The following is an 18,169-nucleotide window of genomic DNA, read 5'->3' on the forward strand; positions in this document are numbered from 1 at the left end:
CGTACACCCGGGCGCCTTTGGGGCGCGGCGGGCCGGGGCGGGGGCCCACCCGGGCGCCGCCCCCCGCCCCGCCCGGGGGGCGGCCCCCCCCCTCCGGGGGGGGGGGGGGCGCCCCGCCGGTGAAGCCGTGCGGGGCGGGCTCAGATGAGGCCCAGCTCCTGGACCGCGTCGCGCTCCTCGGTCAGCTCGTTGACCGAGGCGTCGATGCGGGCGCGCGAGAAGTCGGAGATCTCCAGGCCCTGGACGATCTCGAACTTGCCGTCCTTGGTGGTGACCGGGAAGGAGGAGATCAGGCCGGCCGGGACGCCGTAGGAGCCGTCGGAGACGACACCCATGGAGGTCCAGTCACCCTCGGCGGTGCCGTTGACCCAGGTGTACACGTGGTCGATGGCGGCGTTGGCGGCCGAGGCGGCCGAGGAGGCGCCGCGGGCCTCGATGATGGCGGCGCCGCGCTTGGCGACGGTCGGGATGAAGTCGTTCTCCAGCCAGGCCTGGTCGGCGCCGACGGCCTCGAAGGCCGGCTTGCCGGCGATCTCGGCCTGGAAGATGTCCGGGTACTGGGTCGCGGAGTGGTTGCCCCAGATGGTGACGCGCTTGATGTCCGAGACCAGGGCGCCGGTCTTGGCGGACAGCTGGCCGACGGCGCGGTTGTGGTCCAGGCGGGTCATCGCGGTGAAGCGCTCGGCCGGGACGTCCGGGGCGTTGCGCTGGGCGATCAGGGCGTTGGTGTTGGCCGGGTTGCCGACGACCAGGACCTTGATGTCGTCCGCGGCGTGGTCGTTGATGGCCTTGCCCTGCGGGCCGAAGATGCCGCCGTTGGCCTGGAGCAGGTCGCCGCGCTCCATGCCCGCGGTGCGCGGACGGGCGCCGACCAGCAGCGCGACGTTGGCGCCGTCGAAGGCCTCGTTCGGGTTGTCGGTGATCGTGATGTCGCGCAGCAGCGGGAAGGCGCAGTCGACGAGCTCCATGGCGGTGCCCTCGGCGGCCGTGAGGCCCTGCGGGATCTCCAGGAGGCGCAGGTTCACCGGCACGTCGGCACCGAGCAGGTGGCCCGAGGCGATGCGGAAGAGCAGCGCGTAGCCGATCTGGCCGGCAGCTCCGGTGATGGTGACGTTGACGGGGGTGCGGGTCATTTCTACCTTCTCCAGCAAATCGCCAGGCGCCCCAGGCACACCGGCACTGGAGCCAGGATGATCTCTCGACGTCGAGAGACCGGCGTCAGGTTATCGCAAAGGGAAGCGTACGCCGGGTGTCCTGGCGTGGCTGATGCGTCACAAAAATAAGGACGGCCCCCGCCCGGGCCATGGATTTCCATGGCGCCGGGCGGAGGCCGTCGCAGGCCTGCGGATCAGTGCCTGGGCCGGCCCATCAGCTGGCCGATGTTGTCCAGCAACGGGATCTGCAGCCACGGGTTCGGCTGCGCCACCAGGGTCAGCAGCACGATCGAGGTGCCCAGGAAGCTCAGCACGATCACGTCGGTGAAGCGGCTGCGCACCGCCAGCATCCCGACCTCGGGCAGCACCAGCCGCAGCACCGCGCCGAGCAGCACGCCGCCGCCGAGGACCAGCAGCCCGTACTTGAAACCGTCCTTGGAGTCCGCGAACCAGGTGACCGCGAGGCCGGCGCCGACGACCAGCAGGACCAACGTGATCGGCCACTGCCGCACCGGCAGCGCGTGATCGCGTCCGAGGGCCGCGGCCGAGCCCTCGGGCGGCACGGTGCCGGTGGTCTTGACCGGCCTGCGGCGGGTCCGTGCCGGGCTCGGTTCAGTCATGCTCGCCGTCCCTGGGGTGTCAGATGCCGGCGCGGCGCTCGGCCGCCTCGACGATGTTGTTGAGCAGCATCGCGCGGGTCATCGGGCCCACGCCGCCGGGGTTCGGGGAGATCCAGCCGGCCACCTCGGCCACGCCCGGGTGCACGTCGCCGACGATCTTGCCCTCGCTGCGGCTGACGCCCACGTCCAGCACCGCCGCGCCCGGCTTGACGTCCTCCGGCTTCACCAGGTGCGGCACGCCGGCGGCGGCCACGATGATGTCGGCCTTGCGCAGGTGGGCGCCGAGGTCCCGGGTGCCGGTGTGGCACAGGGTGACGGTGGCGTTCTCGCTGCGGCGGGTCAGCAGCAGGCCGATCGAGCGGCCGACGGTGATGCCGCGGCCGACCACGACCACCTCGGCGCCGTTGATCTCGACGTCGTGGCGGCGCAGCAGCTCGACGATGCCGAGCGGGGTGCACGGCAGCGGGCCCTCGATGCCCAGGGCGAGCCGGCCGAGCGAGGTCGGGTGCAGGCCGTCGGCGTCCTTGTCCGGGTCCATCAGCTCCAGGACCGGGTTCTGGTCCAGGCCCTTGGGCAGCGGCAGCTGGACGATGTAGCCGGTGCAGGACGGGTCGGCGTTGAGCTCGCGGACGACGTTCTCGACGTCCTCCTGGGTGGCGGTGGCGGGCAGCTCGCGCTGGATCGAGGCGATGCCGACCTCGGCGCAGTCCTTGTGCTTCCCGTTCACGTACCAGCGGCTGCCCGGGTCGTCACCGACCAGGACGGTGCCGAGGCCGGGCGTGACGCCCTTCGCCTTGAGGGCCGCCACGCGGGCGGCGAGTTCGGACTTGATCGCGGCGGCGGTGGCCTTGCCATCGAGAATCTGGGCAGTCATGACCCCATTCTCCCGGATCGCCGGGGGTCTGCGCACCGAGGGCCCGACCGGCGCGGGACGGCCCCGGACGGACGGACGGGCGGGTGAACGGATGGGTACGAAGGCCCGCCGCACGTTGCGGTTGCGCCACAGTCTTGGCGCGGCACGCTGAACCGGCTGGACAGGGCGCCGTCGTCCGGATGACGATAAGCGCATTCCCGCCGCGAACCGGCCCGGTGACGGGCCGACGGCCCTCGCGGCGGAGCGTTGTACCCGGGGGAAAGAACCAGTGAGCCGACCACAGCAGAACGAGCAGTCCGACCGCGGGGGCACCGTCCCGCCCGCGCCGTACCCGTCGGCCGGCTCGCGCCCCTGACGCTCACCACGCTGCCGAGCCGCGGCGCCCGTCACCGCCGCCGGGTTGTCACCCCGCTCCGCTAACGTCCCCTTCGGTCGGTGATCCGCTCACCGACCGGCACCGGGCCGTCAGCGTCCCGTCCCCGCGTCCCCGCGTCCCCGTAACTGCCCGGAGGCACCCATGAGTTACCCGCCCGACCCGAACAACCCGTACGGCCAGCCGCCGGCCGCCCCGGGCTACGGCTACCCGCAGCAGGCCCCGCCGCCGCCGGCCGCCGCGTACGGCTACCCGCAGGCCGCCCCGGCCTACGGGTACGCACCGGTGGCCCCGCCGTCCATGCCGGGCCTGGTGATGACCTCGCGGGTGCTGCTGTTCGTCATCGGTGGCGTGCAGATCATCATCACGGGCATCCTGCTGATCGCGGCCGCGGGCACCAAGACGGTCGCCAACCAGCACAGCACCGACAGCGACACCGCGATCTTCGGCAACGCGGCGGCCGGCATCCTGCTGGTCTTCGGGATCGTCTACCTGCTCGCCGCGGTGCTCTCGATCACGCTCGGGGTGAAGTTCGGCAAGGGCGGCCCGGCCACCCGGATCACCACCATCGTGTACGCCTCGGTGTTCCTGCTGCTCGGCCTGCTCGTGACGGTCAGCGCGATCACCGGCGCCGGCCAGGCCCAGGGCACGGCTGCGGGCAGCGGGTTCGGCGTGGTGGTCGGCGTGCTGTGGATCGCGATCTGCGTCCTCTGGATCGTCGCCATGGCCTCCCGGGACGGCGTCAACTGGTTCAACCGGCCGCGTTACTGACCGGCCCGCACGACAGAGCGGCCCGGCTCCCTCCTCGGAGGGGGCCGGGCCGCTCTGTCACACCGTCACGCCGTCGGCGGGATCAGTGGAAGAAGTGCCGCGCACCGGTGAAGTACATGGTCACGCCGGCCTCGGCGGCCGCCGCGACGACCTCCTCGTCGCGGATCGAGCCACCGGGCTGGACGATCGCCTTGACGCCGGCAGCGATCAGGATCGCCGGGCCGTCCGCGAACGGGAAGAAGGCGTCCGAGGCCGCGTAGGCGCCCTTGGCGCGCTCGCCGGCCCGCTCGACCGCGAGCTTGCAGGAGTCCACCCGGTTGACCTGGCCCATGCCGACGCCGACCGAGGCGCCGTCCTTGGCCAGCAGGATCGCGTTGGACTTGACGGCCCGGCAGGCCCGCCAGGCGAAGGCCAGCTCGGCCAGCTCCTCCGCGGTCAGCGCCTCACCGGTGGCGAGGGTCCAGTTCGCCGGGTCGTCGCCCTCGGCGTGCACCCGGTCCGCGTCCTGGAGCAGCACGCCGCCGGAGACCGGGCGCACCTCCTGGCGGTTGGCCGGGGCCTCGGGGGCGAGCAGCACCCGCAGGTTCTTCTTGCGGGTGAGCACCTCCAGGGCGCCCTCCTCGTAGCCGGGGGCCACGACGACCTCGGTGAAGATCGGGGCGATCTGCTCGGCCAGCGCGACGGTGACCGGGCGGTTGACGGCGATCACGCCGCCGTACGCGGAGACCGGGTCGCACTCGTGCGCCTTGCGGTGCGCCTCGGCGACGTCGGCGCCGGTCGCGATGCCGCACGGGTTGGCGTGCTTGATGATCGCGACGGCCGGCTCGGTGTGGTCGTAGGCGGCGCGGCGGGCGGCGTCGGTGTCGACGTAGTTGTTGTACGACATCTCCTTGCCGTGCAGCTGCTGCGCGCCGGCCAGACCGCCGGTGCCGTCGCTGTACAGCGCGGCGCCCTGGTGCGGGTTCTCGCCGTAGCGCAGCACGTTCTGCCGCTCCCAGGTCGCGCCCAGGAACTCGGGGAAGCTCTCGTCGCTCGGCGCGTAGCCGGCCTCGAACCAGGAGGCGACGGCCACGTCGTACGCGGCGGTGTGGGCGAACGCGGCACCGGCCAGGCGCTTGCGGGTGGCCAGGTCGAAGCCGCCCTCCCGCACCGCCTTCAGCACGTCGCCGTAGCGGGCCGGGTCGACCACGACGGCCACCGACGGGTGGTTCTTGGCGGCGGCGCGGACCATGCTCGGGCCGCCGATGTCGATCTGCTCGACGCACTCGTCCGGGGTGGCGCCGGAGGCGACGGTGGCCTTGAACGGGTAGAGGTTCACGACGACCAGGTCGAAGGGCTCGACGCCCAGCTCGGCCAGCTGCGCGCGGTGCGACTCCAGCCGCAGGTCGGCCAGCACGCCGGCGTGCACGCGGGGATGCAGCGTCTTCACGCGCCCGTCCAGGCACTCCGGGAAGCCGGTCAGCTCGGAGACCTCGGTCACCGGGACACCGGCGGCGGCGATCCGGCCGGCGGTGGAGCCGGTGGAGACGATGGAGACCCCGGCGGCGTGCAGGCCCTGGGCCAGCTCCTCCAGACCGGTCTTGTCGTACACGCTGATCAGCGCACGACGGATCGGACGGACGTTCTCCGAAACGGGCGTGGTGGTGGAGCTGGCACTCATGCTCCCACCTCGCTGCGCTCGGCGGGCGCTGCGCGCCAGGCACCTTCCTCGATGACTCGTTCGCTGCGCTCACTCATGTGCCGGAATCCATACCTTTCGGTCCTCGATGCGGTGACCTTCGCGGGCCAGCCGGCCCACGACGTCGACGAGCAGCTTTCGCTCGACAGTCTTGATGCGCTCGTGCAGCGCTTCGCCGCCATCGGCGTGGTCGGCGTCGACGACCTCGACGACGCCCTGTGCGATGATCGGCCCGGTGTCCACGCCGGAGTCGACCAGGTGGACGGTGCAGCCGGTGACCTTCACCCCGTACGCGAGCGCGTCGGTGACGCCGTGGGCGCCGGGGAAGGCGGGCAGCAGTGCGGGGTGGGTGTTGACGATCCGCCCGGCGAAGGCGGTGATGAACTCGGGGCCGAGGATCTTCATGAAGCCGGCCGTGACCACCAGGTCCGGCTGGTACTCGGCGACGGAGGCGGTCAGCGCGCGGTCCCAGGCGGCCCGGTCCGGGTGGTCCTTCACCCGGTGGACGAAGGTCGGCAGGCCTGCCTTCTCGGCGTGCTCCAGGCCGGCGATCCCGTCCCGGTCCGCGCCGACGGCGAGGATCTCGGCTCCGTAGGCCGGATCGGCGACGGCGTCGATCAGCGCCTGCAGGTTGGTGCCGGAGCCGGAGACCAGCACCACCAGGCGGGCCGGTCCGGGCGTACGGGGTGGGAAGTGCTGGGCGGGGGCGGCGGCCACTGCGCGTTTCTCCGTAGGTCGGGCGCCGTCCGCTGGTACGTCCACCGGCGGTGGGGCCACTACGAACGGCAGGTCGAGCGAGGGGGAACTCCAGGGAAACCCGCCGCGACGCGGGCCCCGGGGAACCTCTGTGGGCTGCTGACCGTCACCACGATAACGGCTGGTCGGACGGCCTCCGCACCCTCCCGGCGGCGCTACGCGCGTAGTTGAGACGGGGATCTCCTCCGGCCCACCGCACCGGAGTTGCCCCCGGCCCGCAACGGCCCGCGACGGCCCGCCCGGCCCCGTGGCACGGGCCGCCGCCGACCCGCCGGACGGCTGCGGGATCATTGGGGCGCGGGAGACCGCTCCGACGCGAGAACCTCCGAACGAGCTCCGAGCGAGAAGGAATGGCTGAACCCATGAGCAGCGGCGACGACACCGGCGAGCGCAACCCCTTCGCGCCGCCGCCGGCGGATGCCCCGGACCAGCCGTGGCAGCCGCGCAGCCCCTGGGCCGGCGGGGGCCACGGATCCGACGGGCAAGGGGGCCCCGACGGCCAGGGCGGCGAGCGCCCCCAGCTGCCGCCGCCGTGGGGCCCCGGCGGCGACGGCCGCCCCGGTCAGCGGCCGCCGGCCCCGCAGCCGCCCCGGCTCGACCTCGCCGATCCGGCCCACCGCAAGGCCCGCAACGCCGCGCTGGCCGGGCCGTTCGCACTCGTCTGCCTGTTCGCGGGGCTCCACTGGATCGCCCTGCTGGTCGGGGCGCTCGGCATCGTCTGGGGCGTCGGCGCGCTGCGGGACCGGCGGCCGGCCCCGGCCGCCACCGCGGTCGCCGGGCCGGGTGGACCGGTCCCCGCGGCCCCGGCACCGAACCCGCTCACCCCGGCCGCGCTCGCCGGCATCCTGACCGGCGCGATGACCATCGTGGTCGCCACCTCGGTGATCGGCCTCGGGTACCACTACCGCGACTACGTCACCTGCGTCCAGGACTCGCTGACCACCGTCGGCGCCCAGAACTGCGACCGGTACGCGCCGCAGTGGTACGTGGACTTCACCGGGAACGCCGAGTAGTCGGACCGCCGGGTCCGCTCAGACGTCCGGGTCCCGATCGTCGGGGCCCGGCTCGTCGGCGGTGCGGACGCCCGGTCCGGAAAGCCGCGCCACGAGGGCGTTCGTACGGGCGCGCAGCTCCAGCACACCCCGGCGGACCCGCCGCGCGAGCCGGGCGCACACGCCCCCGCCGTCCGCCGGGCCCAGCACGCGGTACCGCACCAGCAGCGCGCCGGGAACGGCGACCAGCGCGAGCCAGCCCGCCGCCGCCGGGCCCGACCACGGCACCGGCCCCACCCAGGCCAGCCGCATCCCGGCCAGCGCCCCGCCGGAGAGCCAGCCCAGCAGCGCCGCCCCGGCCCCGACCGACAGCGCCGCCGCCAGCGCGGCCACCACCGTCGCGGCCGACGGCCAGGGCTCGGGCCCCGGCCCGGACCCGGCGGCCGGAAGCCGCCGGCCCGCCGCCGCTCGGCCCAGCAGCACCGCCGGCACCACCCCGGCCAGCAGCGGCAGCGCCAGCGCCGCGAGCCGCCAGCCACCCGGTCCGTCCGCCGGCAGCAGGGCGAACAACGGGAACTCGGGCACCGGGCCCAGCACGGTACCGGCCGGCGACACCACCGTCCCGGCGCCCACCGCGAAGCCGGGACCCAGCGCGTACGCCGCGCCCCACAGCACCGCGTTCGGCAGCAGCGCCACCGCGAGCAGCAGCAGCCCCGACAGCGCGGCGGACCCGCCCCCCAGCAGAGCCATCCCGCGCCCGCCGCCGGCCACCGCGTCCAGCACCGCCGAGAACACCACCAGCAGTCCGCCCGCCGCGACCAGCCCGGCCCCGGCCGCCAGCGCCGCGGCCCGCACCACCGGCCCGCCGCCGGCCGGACGGAACGGCGGCGGGAGCCGGTCCAGCAGGGAGCTGGCCGGTACCTCGAGGACGGTCACCGAGCGGGCTCCGGCAGCCGTCGCCAGACCCGCCACCAGCGCCACCACCAGGACGTCCAGCAGCACCCGGCTGCGGAACAGCCCGGCGCCCACGCAGTGCAGCGCCACCGCGACGGCCACCATGCAGTACCCCGCCCACACCGCCACCGGACCGCCCCAGCGCGAGCGCAGCCCGCGCCGCGCCGCCACCCCGGCGCCCACCCGGTAGAGCCGGGCCACGGCCAGGGCGCCGAGCAGCAGCGGAGTGACGCTCAGCGGAGCGTCCGCCGCCCCGCGCAGCACCGGCGCGCCGTGGCCCAGCAGCCAGAGCACCTCCGTCAACCGGGTGACAGCGGCCGCGCCGCCGTCCGCGTACGGCGTCACCACCCAGAGCCCGAGCAGCGGCACCCCGACCGCCGCCAGGCCGACCAGCGCCGTCCGCACTCCTGTCAACAGGTCGGCCAGTGCGGGTCGTCCGCCCAACTCGCCGGGTGACTCCAGGATCGGACGGCCCATCAGCTGCGTCATGCGCCACATGGTGCCAAGGCGACTCGCCATGCTCCGTGAAGCGCCAAACCGCCGCCGTGTCCCAGATTATTGGCTTATGCGCATTTTCAGACCCCACCCCCAAGCCGCCGGTGCCCCGGCCCGGAGCGTCTGATGACCACGCCACCCACCGCCGGCTCCCCCACCCCGGAGCGCCACCGCAAGCGCGCCCACGGCGCAACCGAAGCGGGCCGCCCGCAGCGGAAACTGACCCCCCGTGAGGCCCAGACCCTGGCCCACCTCGTGGCCGGCCACGACCTCCCCCACACCGCCGCCGCCCTCGGTGTCACCCCCGCCACCGCCCGCAGCTACCTCCGGCGCTCCCTGCGCAAGCTCGGCACCCGCACCGAGGCGGAGGCCCTCGCCCTGCTGGCCGGCACGCTGCCGCACCCCTCGGGCCCCGGCCCGACCGGGCACCCGGCGGACCTCGCAGGCCTCGACCCGGCCGGCCCGGGACCGGCCCCGGCTGCCCCCGGTCCCGTACCGGCAGCGCTGGCAGCCGCCGGGAAGCCCGCCCCGGGAGCCTCCGACGGCACTCGGCGGGTGGCCCCGGGCGAGCGCGCGCGGGTGGCCGCCCGGCCTGCGCGGGACGTGAACGGCGGCGCAGTCCCCGAGGCTCCGGCCGAGAAGCCGCGCCGGGCCGCCGGCACGCCGTCGGCCACCAGGAAGTGCGCCGCCCCGAGGCGCGCGCAGGACCAGCGCACGCCCGTCGACCAGCCGGAACGCGCCGTCACACCCCCGGCGTGCCAGGCCGCACCGGCGGCGGGCGGCGGGCAGCGCCGGCCGTCCGACGCGAGCCGCGAGCCGGTGGCCCCCGCAGGCCCCGGACAGGCTCGGCCGGAGAGCACCGCGAACGCGGGCGGTGGCAGTGCGCCGGCAGCCCCCGCCGGCACGGCCGCCGGCCGCGGCGACACACCGCCCCTGGCCCCGGCCACGCAGGGGACGGACGGCGGGCGCACGCAGCCCGCCGGCCCCGACCGGGCCCGGCAGGCCCGGTCCGCACAGGAGGAACGCAACACCACCGCCTCACCCCCGGCACACGCCCAGGACCCGGCCGACCGCGACCGCGCCACGCCCCCGTCCGCCGGCCCCGGCCGGGCGGCGTTGGCCGCCGCCGCTCCCGCGGGTGCGGACGACGACCTCGACGCGGAGCCCCCGGCGGTGAGCTTCGAGGAGCTCTACGAGACCGCGCACACCCGCCTGGTGCAGCAGGTGTTCCTGCTGACCGCCTACCGGTACCGGGCGGTGCACTGTGTGCGGCGGGCGTTCGGGGAGGCCCGGCGGCACTGGGGTGCGGTGGTCGCCTCGGGGAGCCCGGAGGGGTGGGTACGGGTGCGCGCCTGCGAGCTGGCGCTGTCCCCGTGGCACCGGGGCGGGCCCCGGCGGGCGCACGTGTGGGGGCTGCCGTACCGGCGGATCAAGGTGCGTCCGGCCGACGAGGCGCAGGCGGTGCTGCCGGACCACGACCGGCTGACCGACCGGGACCGGGCGCTGCTGAAGGCGCTCAAGCAGCTGTCCCGGCCGCAGCGCCGGGCGCTGGTGCTGCACGACGGGCTGGGGCTGCCGGCCGCGGCGGTCTCGGTGGAGGTGGAGTCCACGCAGGCGGCGGCCGAGGGACGGGTGTGGGCCGCCCGTACGGCGCTGGCGCAGTGGGTGCCGGAGCTGGTCGGGCCGGACCCGGCGGCACCGGGCTTCGCGGACGGGCTGAGCGGGCTGCTGCACCGGGCGGCGGTGCGCGGCTGCCCGGAGCCGCACCGGACGCCGGTGCGGGTGCTGCGGGCCCGGCACCGGCTCCGTACGGCGAGCCGGACGGGCGCGGCCGCGCTGCTGACGGTCGCGGTGGGCGGGGCGACGCTGGCGACCCTGACGGGGGTGCGCCCGGCGGTGCTGTTCCGGTCGACCGTCCCGCCGACGCCCGCGCTGTGCCTGCCCGTGACCGGGGCGCAGACGGCGGAGCCGGGCGTGCCGCTGCTGCCCGGCGGGGCGCCGAACGGCATCACCAGCATCTGGTGCAGTCCGGCGCCCGGCCGGGAGGCCGTCCTGGTGGAGCCGCACCCGCAGGCGGCCGCGCGCTGGGGGCTGCTGCCGGCGGGCCGGATCGGCGCTCCCCCGCCGCAGGGCCCGGTGGCCTGCCGGCCGTGGTCGCCGCTGCCCTGCACGACGGGGCCGAGCGGGCACTGAACGCACCGGAGACGACGAGCGCCCCCGCCCGGGGAGGGCGGGGGCGCTCGTCACGCGCGGGGCGGGATCAGCCCTGGGCGGCGATGATCTCGCGGGCCAGGCGGGCGGTCTCGGACGGCGTCTTGCCGACCTTGACACCGGCGGCCTCAAGGGCCTCCTTCTTGGCCTGGGCGGTGCCCGAGGAGCCGGAGACGATGGCGCCGGCGTGGCCCATGGTCTTGCCCTCGGGGGCGGTGAAGCCCGCGACGTAGCCGACGACCGGCTTGGTGACGTGCTCGGCGATGTAGGCCGCGGCACGCTCCTCGGCGTCGCCACCGATCTCACCGATCATGACGATGATCTCGGTCTCCGGGTCCTCCTGGAAGGCCTTGAGGGCGTCGATGTGGGTGGTCCCGATGACCGGGTCACCGCCGATGCCCACGGCCGAGGAGAAGCCGATGTCCCGCAGCTCGTACATGAGCTGGTAGGTCAGGGTGCCCGACTTCGAGACCAGACCGATCTTGCCGGAGCTGGTGATGTCGGCCGGAATGATGCCGGCGTTCGACTGTCCGGGGCTGATCAGGCCGGGGCAGTTCGGGCCGATGATGCGGGTCTTGTTGCCCTTGGCACCGGCGTGCGCCCAGAAGGCGGCGGTGTCGTGCACCGGGACGCCCTCGGTGATGACGACGGCCAGGCCGATCTCGGCGTCGATGGCCTCGATCACGGCGGCCTTGGTGAACGCCGGCGGCACGAAGAGGACGGAGACGTCGGCCCCGGTCTTCTCCATCGCCTCGGCGACGGAGCCGAAGACCGGGATCTCGGTGCCGTCGACGTCGACCGTGGTGCCGGCCTTGCGCGGGTTGACACCGCCGACGATCTGGGTGCCGGAGGCGAGCATGCGGCGGGTGTGCTTCATGCCCTCGGCGCCGGTCATGCCCTGGACGATGACCTTGCTGTCCTTGGTAAGGAAGATAGCCATGGTGTTAAGTCCCCTTCCTTACTTGTTGGCCAGCTCGGCGGCGCGGTCAGCGGCGCCGTCCATGGTGTCCACGCGCTGGACCAGCGGGTGGTTGGCGTCGTCGAGGATCTTGCGACCCAGCTCCGCGTTGTTGCCGTCCAGGCGGACGACCAGCGGCTTGGTGACGTTCTCGCCCTTGCTCGCGAGGAGCTCCAGGGCCTGCACGATGCCGTTGGCGACCGCGTCACAGGCGGTGATGCCACCGAAGACGTTGACGAAGACCGACTTGACGTCGGGGTCGCCGAGGATGATCTCCAGGCCGTTCGCCATGACCTCGGCGGAGGCGCCGCCACCGATGTCGAGGAAGTTGGCGGGCTTGACGCCGCCGTGCTTCTCACCGGCGTAGGCGACCACGTCGAGGGTGCTCATGACGAGGCCCGCGCCGTTGCCGATGATGCCGACCTGGCCGTCGAGCTTGACGTAGTTCAGGCCCTTGGCCTTGGCGGCGGCCTCCAGCGGGTTGGCCGCGGCCTTGTCCTCCAGGGCCTCGTGCTCCGGCTGACGGAACTCGGCGTTCTCGTCCAGGGAGACCTTGCCGTCGAGCGCGATGATCTTGCCGTCGCCGGACTTGATCAGCGGGTTGACCTCGACGAGGAGGGCGTCCTCCTTGATGAAGACGGTCCACAGCTTCTGCAGGACCTCGGCGACCTGGTCGGCGACCTCGGCCGGGAACTTCGCCGCGGCGACGATCTCGGCGGCCTTCTCCGGGGTGCAGCCCTCGTTGGCGTCGACCGGGATCTTGGCGAGCGCGTCGGGGTTCTGCTCGGCGACGACCTCGATCTCCACGCCGCCCTCGACGCTGGCCATGGCCAGGAAGGTGCGGTTGGTGCGGTCCAGCAGGAACGAGACGTAGTACTCGTCCTTGATGTCCGCGGTCTGGGCCAGCATCACCTTGTGAACGGTGTGGCCCTTGATGTCCATGCCGAGGATCTGCTCGGCCTTGGCGACGGCGTCCGCCGGGTCGGCGGCGAGCTTGACGCCGCCGGCCTTGCCTCGGCCGCCCACCTTCACCTGAGCCTTGACGACGGCGCGGCCGCCGAAGCGCTCCGCGATGGCGGCAGCGTCTGCGGCGGTCTCGATGACATCGCCGTCAAGCACGGGCACGCCGTGCTTGGCGAAGAGGTCCCTCGCCTGGTACTCGAACAGGTCCACGTGTTTGTCCTTGTTCGTGGTCGCGGATTGTGTCTCTACGAGCGTGCCACGGCAGGATCTTCGCTGCGGGTCGTCGGGGCGGTGCGGGTACGCAGAGGTACGGCCTTGCGGCCCACACAGCCACGGGCGCACACGTCAATCAACACGCGCGTCACGTCCGTCTGGCAGGTTATCCCCGTGGGACGGGACTGTTCCGCCCGAGGCCTGCCCGTCTTGGGTGAGAACCGTCACAGAAGGCCCGGAGGGACGGGGCCGGGCGGCCGGTCCACCGATCGAGCGGATTAGCGCGTTCGGGTGAACCCTTCAGACCCCCTGTGCAGCCCCCTTCATCAGATGCTGCGGGATCGGGCGCTTCTCGATGGCCGCCGCCATGATCTCCGGGAACGCGTCCGGGGTGCAGGCGAAGGCCGGCGCCCCGAGCGAGGCCAGGGCGGCGGCGTGCGCGTGGTCGTACGCCGGGGCCCCCTCGTCGGAGAGCGCGAGCAGGGCGATGAACTGGACGCCGGCCGCCTTCATCGCGGCGACCCGCTTGAGCATGCCGTCCCGGATGCCGCCCTCGTACAGGTCGCTGATCAGCACCACGACGGTCTCGGAGGGCCTCGTGATCTTCGACTGGCAGTAGGCGAGCGCCCGGTTGATGTCGGTGCCGCCGCCGAGCTGGGTGGCGAACAGGACGTCGACCGGGTCGGTGAGCTGTTCGGTGAGGTCGACCACCGAGGTGTCGAAGACGACCAGCCGGGTGTCCAGGGTGCGCATCGAGGCGAGCACCGCGCCGAAGACCGCCGAGTGGACGACCGAGGGCGCCATCGAGCCGGACTGGTCGATGCAGAGGATGACGTCCTTCTTCACGGCGCGCTGGGCACGGGCGTAGCCGACCAGCCGCTCGGGGACGACGGTGCCGTGCTCGGGCAGGTAGTTCTTCAGGTTGGCCCGGATGGTGCGGTCCCAGTCGATGTCGCGGTGGCGGGGACGGTTGACCTTGGCGCTGCGGTCCAGGGCGCCGCCGAGCGTGGCCCGGGTGCGGTCGGCGAGCCGGCGCTCCAGGTCGGCGACCACCTTGCCGACCACCGCGCGGGCGCTCTCCCGGGTGGTCTCGGGCAGCGCGTGCTTGAGCGAGAGCAGGGTGCCGACCAGGTGCACGTCCGGCTCGACGGCCTCCAGCATCTCCGGCTCCAGCAGCAGCCGGTCCAGGCCGAGTCGGGTGATCGCGTCCTGCTGCATCAACTGCACGACGGTGGACGGGAAGTACTCACGGATGTCGCCCAGCCAGCGGGCCACCTGCGGGGCCGAGCCGCCCAGCCCGGCGCTGCGACGGCCGGTGCGGCCGGACCGGCCGCCCTCCTCGGGGGCGCCCCGGTAGAGCGCGGCGAGGGCGCCGTCCATCGCCGCGTCGCGGCCGCGCAGGGTGCAGCCGGTGCCGTCGGCCTCACCGCCGAGCACCAGCCGCCAGCGGCGCAGCCGTTCGTCGGTCGTGGGCGCTGCCATCTCGTCCTCCTCCTTCAGCGGGTCCTGCGGTGGGGCAGGTGTTCAGTGCGGTGAGCGTCACTGCGGCGGGTGTCAGGTGTCGCGGCCGGCAGCCTGCCGGGGGATCTTCGGACGGACCCCGAGCAGCAGGGCCACCACGGGGACGGCGGCGTCGGCGCGGGCCCGGTCCAGCTCGCCTGCAGCGGCCTGCGCGGCCGGGGGCTCGCCGAGCGGGCCGGCCGCGACCCGGCCGCCGATGGTGGTGCGCACGCCCGCCTCCAGTCCGGCGAAGGTGCGGCGCAGCAGCGGCAGGACGTCGGTGAAGACCTCGCCGCTCACCCCGGTCAGCCACTCGTCCAGCAGGGCGAGCAGCCGCGGGTCGTGCAGCAGCAGGGCGCCGCCGCCGGTCAGGAAGCCCTCGACCCAACCGGCCGCGTCCGCCGGGGCGTTGGCGATGGAGAGCACCAGCCGGAGCCGTCGCCCGGCCTCCTCGGAGTCGAGCCGGCCGTCGTCCAGCAGCAGCCGCACGGCCCGGCCGCGCAGCAGCCCGGGGGCGCCGGTGGCCGGTCCGCCGGCCGGCTCGCGGCGGGCCAGCGAGCGCAGGGCGGCGGCCCAGCGATCGGCCAGGCCGGCCAGGCCGTCGGGGTCCGGCGCGGTGCCGGCCGGGGCGTCGGCCGGGGTGTCGGTGCCGGCGGTCAGCAGGCCGATCGCGCCGTGCACCTCGTCGAGGCGGCCGCGCATCGCCGCCGCGCTCTCCGCGTCCAGGCCGACGCAGGCGGGCGGCAGACCGACGCAGATCCGCTCGGCCAGGCCCGAGGCCGCCTCGGCGAGCGCGCCGTGGTCGGTGCCGCGTACGTCGCCGTAGCGCAGCGCGCGGACCAGTGCGGGCAGCGCGCCCGCGAGGTGCGCGACGTCGGCGTCCAGGGCCGCGCAGTCGGCGAGCACCCGCATCACGGCGGGCAGTGCGCCGGACAGCCCGGCCAGCAGGCAGGTCTCCACCAGGCCGGTCAGCTCGGCGAGCTCCTCGGCGGCGCGGGCGGTGCCGACGGCCTTGTTGGCCGCCGCCTCCTCGACCGTGGTGCCCCACTGGGCGGCCTCGGCGATCCGGACCGCGAACTCGGGCTGCCAGCACAGCCGCCAGCTCTCCCGGAACGTCCCGGTCGAGTTCACCGAGGAGCGCGCGGGCACGCCCCAGTCCACGCCCAGCAGCCGCAGCCGGTGCAGCAGCCGGGAGCGGGCCGCGTCGGTCTCCTTGCGCAGGTCGAGGTCGACGTCCTTCGGCGCGGCCTCGGGCTTGAGCCGCAGCGAGCGCTGCAACCGGGTCAGGTCGCGCTGGAGCGGCACCGCCGGAGCGGCGTCCGGGACCTCGCCGAGCGCGTCACCGACCACCAGGTGGTCCCGGACCAGCTCCAGGGCGACGTCCGAGCCCTCGCAGAGCACCGCGCGCACGGCGTCCAGGGTCTCGGTCAGCCCGGCGAGCGGGCGGCCGCGCAGCACGGCCAGCGTCTCGGCGAGCCGGACCGCCTCGATCACGTGCGCGGAGGAGACCGGGTGGTCCTCGGCGCGCAGCAGGTCGGCGGCCCGGGTGAGCCAGCGCGGCACCGGGTCGCCGTCGGTGGTGAACAGGTGGTGGTACCAGCCGGGCGACTGCACGCCCGCGCCGTAGCCGGTGGCCTGGGAGAGCCGGCGGTGCGTCCACGGCACCCAGGTGACGTCCGTCCGCACCTTCTTCGGCAGCCCGGCGAGCAGCGCCCGGTCGTGGGCGACGGTGGGCATCCGCTCCAGCGCGGGGACGTGGAAGGCCCCACAGACCACGGCGATCCGCTGGTGCCCGGCGCGGCGGGCCGCACGGACCTGCTGGCGCATGTACGCCTCGCGCAGCAGGTCCCGGCGGGACCCGCCGAGGCCCTCGGCGCGCAGCGCGCCCATCGCCTCGGCGACGGCGGCGAACGGCGCCAGCGCGTCGCCGCCGGGCGCGCGGTGCTCGACCACGTCCTCCCACCAGCGCTCCGCGTCGTCGTGCCCGGCCGCCTCGGCGAGCAGCGCCAGTGGGTCGGCGACCGGCTCGGCACCGTCCTCCTCGGCGCCGTCCTCCTCAGCGGTGTCCTCCGGGGCGGCGTCCTCCTCCGGGGCCGGTGCGAAGCCGTACCCGGCGGGCAGGTCGATGAAGCGGACCGGCAGGTCGTGCTCCACGGCGTGCCGGATCGCCACCCACTCCGGGGAGAACTCGGCGTACGGCCAGAAGGCGGCCTTCGCCGGGTCGTCCACCGCGTGGGCGAGCAGGGCCACCGGCGGGACCAGGTCCTTCTCGGCGGCCAGGTGGACGATCCCGTCGGCCTCCGGCGGGCCCTCGATCAGCACCGCGTCCGGCCGCCACTGCGCCAGCGCGGCGGCCACCGCCCGGGCCGAGCCGGGACCGTGGTGACGGATGCCCAGCAGGGCGACCTCGGAGGTTGTCATACCGTCACCTCGCGGGCGGCGCGGTAGAAGTCCTTCCAGCCGTCGCGCTCGCGCACCACCCCTTCGACGTACTCGCGCCAGACCGCCTGGTCCGCCACCGGGTCGCGCACGACGGCGCCGAGGATCCCGGCCGTCACGTCCCCGGCGCGCAGCACGCCGTCGCCGAAGTGGGTGGCCAGAGCGAGTCCGTTGGTCACCACCGAGATCGCCTCGGCGGTGGAGAGGGTGCCGCTCGGGGTCTTGACCTTCGTGCGGCCGTCCACCGTGATCCCGGCCCGCAGCTCGCGGAAGACGGTGACCACCCGCCTGATCTCCTCGGCGCCGCCGGGCAGTTCGGGCAGCTCCAGGGAGCGGCCGAGCTGGTTGACCCGACGGGTGACGATGTCGACCTCCTCGTCCAGCGAGCCCGGCAGCGGCAGCACCACGGTGTTGAAGCGGCGGCGCAGCGCGCTGGACAGCTCGTTGACGCCGCGGTCACGGTCGTTGGCGGTGGCGATCACGTTGAAGCCGCGCACCGCCTGCGTCTCGGAGCCCAACTCCGGCACCGGGAGGGTCTTCTCGGACAGGATGGTGATCAGGCTGTCCTGCACGTCGGCCGGGATGCGGGTGAGCTCCTCGACCCGGGCGATCCTGCCGTCGGCCATCGCCCGCATCAGCGGCGAGGGCACCAGGGCGTCCCGGCTGGGCCCGTGGGTGAGCAGCTGGGCGTAGTTCCAGCCGTACCGGACGGCCTCCTCGGGGGTGCCGGCGGTGCCCTGCACCAGCATCGTGGAGTCGCCGCTGATCGCCGCGGCCAGGTGCTCGGACACCCAGGTCTTCGCGGTGCCCGGCACGCCGAGCAGCAGCAGCGCGCGGTCCGTCGCCAGGGTCGTCACGGCGACCTCGACGACCCGGCGCGGACCGATGTACTTGGGGGTGATCCGGGTGCCGTCGGGCAGTTCGCCGCCGAGCAGGTACGTCGCCACGGCCCACGGCGAGAGCTTCCAGCGCTCGGGGCGCGGACGGTCGTCCTGCGCGGCCAGCGCGGCCAGTTCACCGGCGAAGGCGTCCTCGGCGTGCTGCCGCAGAACGTCGGTCATGGGGGCTCCTTCGGGTCGGCCGCCGGGCACACGGGTGCCCCGGGCGGCAGGGTGATCGGGGGGAGCCAGGTCGGCGTCCCGGCCTGTGGGAACCACCCTGCACCGGGCCACTGACATCGGCCGCCGGCCCGGCGAGGGCTGCGGACGGGCCGTCAGC

At 74.7% G+C, this 18,169-nt stretch carries 14 protein-coding genes; 3 read left to right on the forward strand and 11 right to left on the reverse strand.

Annotated elements, in window-relative coordinates:
* Positions 1-140 precede the first annotated feature (140 nt).
* From ACIRRH_RS06560 to ACIRRH_RS06570, 3 genes are all read right to left on the reverse strand, one after another.
* The gene (locus ACIRRH_RS06560; RefSeq protein ID WP_403062681.1) at positions 141-1,133 is read right to left on the reverse strand and encodes a malate dehydrogenase; all 993 of its coding nucleotides are present in this window, start codon (positions 1,131-1,133) and stop codon (positions 141-143) included.
* A 215-nt stretch (positions 1,134-1,348) separates the two neighbouring features.
* Positions 1,349-1,774, reverse strand: a complete 426-nt coding sequence (locus tag ACIRRH_RS06565; RefSeq protein WP_224282303.1) for a DUF3017 domain-containing protein — start codon at positions 1,772-1,774, stop codon at positions 1,349-1,351.
* A 19-nt stretch (positions 1,775-1,793) separates the two neighbouring features.
* The gene (locus ACIRRH_RS06570; protein ID WP_224282302.1) at positions 1,794-2,648 is read right to left on the reverse strand and encodes a bifunctional methylenetetrahydrofolate dehydrogenase/methenyltetrahydrofolate cyclohydrolase; all 855 of its coding nucleotides are present in this window, start codon (positions 2,646-2,648) and stop codon (positions 1,794-1,796) included.
* Between the two features lie 517 nt (positions 2,649-3,165).
* Here ACIRRH_RS06570 and ACIRRH_RS06575 point away from each other — a divergent pair.
* A complete protein-coding gene (locus tag ACIRRH_RS06575) occupies positions 3,166-3,792 on the forward strand; it encodes a hypothetical protein (protein ID WP_403062685.1) in 627 nt (208 codons plus the stop codon).
* A gap of 82 nt (positions 3,793-3,874) precedes the next feature.
* Here the strand turns inward: ACIRRH_RS06575 and purH are convergent, their stop codons facing one another.
* A complete protein-coding gene (purH, locus tag ACIRRH_RS06580; RefSeq protein WP_403062688.1) occupies positions 3,875-5,452 on the reverse strand; it encodes a bifunctional phosphoribosylaminoimidazolecarboxamide formyltransferase/IMP cyclohydrolase in 1,578 nt (525 codons plus the stop codon).
* A gap of 69 nt (positions 5,453-5,521) precedes the next feature.
* Positions 5,522-6,187 carry a phosphoribosylglycinamide formyltransferase gene (purN, locus tag ACIRRH_RS06585; RefSeq protein WP_403062691.1) on the reverse strand — a complete coding sequence of 222 codons (666 nt, stop codon included), beginning with the start codon at positions 6,185-6,187 and terminating at the stop codon, positions 5,522-5,524.
* A 401-nt stretch (positions 6,188-6,588) separates the two neighbouring features.
* Here purN and ACIRRH_RS06590 point away from each other — a divergent pair, with 401 nt between their 5' ends.
* Positions 6,589-7,239 carry a hypothetical protein gene (locus ACIRRH_RS06590; RefSeq protein WP_403062694.1) on the forward strand — a complete coding sequence of 217 codons (651 nt, stop codon included), beginning with the start codon at positions 6,589-6,591 and terminating at the stop codon, positions 7,237-7,239.
* An 18-nt stretch (positions 7,240-7,257) separates the two neighbouring features.
* Here ACIRRH_RS06590 and ACIRRH_RS06595 read toward each other — a convergent pair whose 3' ends face one another.
* Complete coding sequence (locus ACIRRH_RS06595) at positions 7,258-8,661, reverse strand: DUF6350 family protein (protein WP_403062697.1); 1,404 nt, start codon at positions 8,659-8,661, stop codon at positions 7,258-7,260.
* A gap of 132 nt (positions 8,662-8,793) precedes the next feature.
* Here ACIRRH_RS06595 and ACIRRH_RS06600 point away from each other — a divergent pair, with 132 nt between their 5' ends.
* Positions 8,794-10,860 carry a LuxR C-terminal-related transcriptional regulator gene (locus ACIRRH_RS06600; RefSeq protein WP_403062700.1) on the forward strand — a complete coding sequence of 689 codons (2,067 nt, stop codon included), beginning with the start codon at positions 8,794-8,796 and terminating at the stop codon, positions 10,858-10,860.
* Between the two features lie 67 nt (positions 10,861-10,927).
* Here the strand turns inward: ACIRRH_RS06600 and sucD are convergent, their stop codons facing one another.
* The 5 genes from sucD to ACIRRH_RS06625 form a co-directional block, all read right to left on the reverse strand.
* Entirely contained in the window at positions 10,928-11,818 is an 891-nt protein-coding gene (sucD, locus tag ACIRRH_RS06605) for a succinate--CoA ligase subunit alpha (protein ID WP_363381036.1), read from the reverse strand.
* 18 nt (positions 11,819-11,836) lie between these two features.
* A complete protein-coding gene (gene sucC, locus ACIRRH_RS06610) occupies positions 11,837-13,009 on the reverse strand; it encodes an ADP-forming succinate--CoA ligase subunit beta (RefSeq protein ID WP_224284842.1) in 1,173 nt (390 codons plus the stop codon).
* Positions 13,010-13,312: 303 nt separating this feature from the next.
* The gene (locus tag ACIRRH_RS06615) at positions 13,313-14,494 is read right to left on the reverse strand and encodes a VWA domain-containing protein (protein ID WP_403062704.1); all 1,182 of its coding nucleotides are present in this window, start codon (positions 14,492-14,494) and stop codon (positions 13,313-13,315) included.
* Positions 14,495-14,566: 72 nt separating this feature from the next.
* Positions 14,567-16,933 carry a DUF5682 family protein gene (locus tag ACIRRH_RS06620; protein ID WP_403062707.1) on the reverse strand — a complete coding sequence of 789 codons (2,367 nt, stop codon included), beginning with the start codon at positions 16,931-16,933 and terminating at the stop codon, positions 14,567-14,569.
* A complete protein-coding gene (locus tag ACIRRH_RS06625) occupies positions 16,930-18,012 on the reverse strand; it encodes an AAA family ATPase (RefSeq protein WP_224285279.1) in 1,083 nt (360 codons plus the stop codon). The genes ACIRRH_RS06620 and ACIRRH_RS06625 overlap by 4 nt, the downstream gene beginning before the upstream one ends.
* Positions 18,013-18,169 lie beyond the last annotated feature (157 nt).

It is taken from the genome of Kitasatospora sp. NPDC101235, from assembly GCF_044767505.1.
Classification (GTDB): Bacteria; Actinomycetota; Actinomycetes; order Streptomycetales; family Streptomycetaceae; genus Kitasatospora.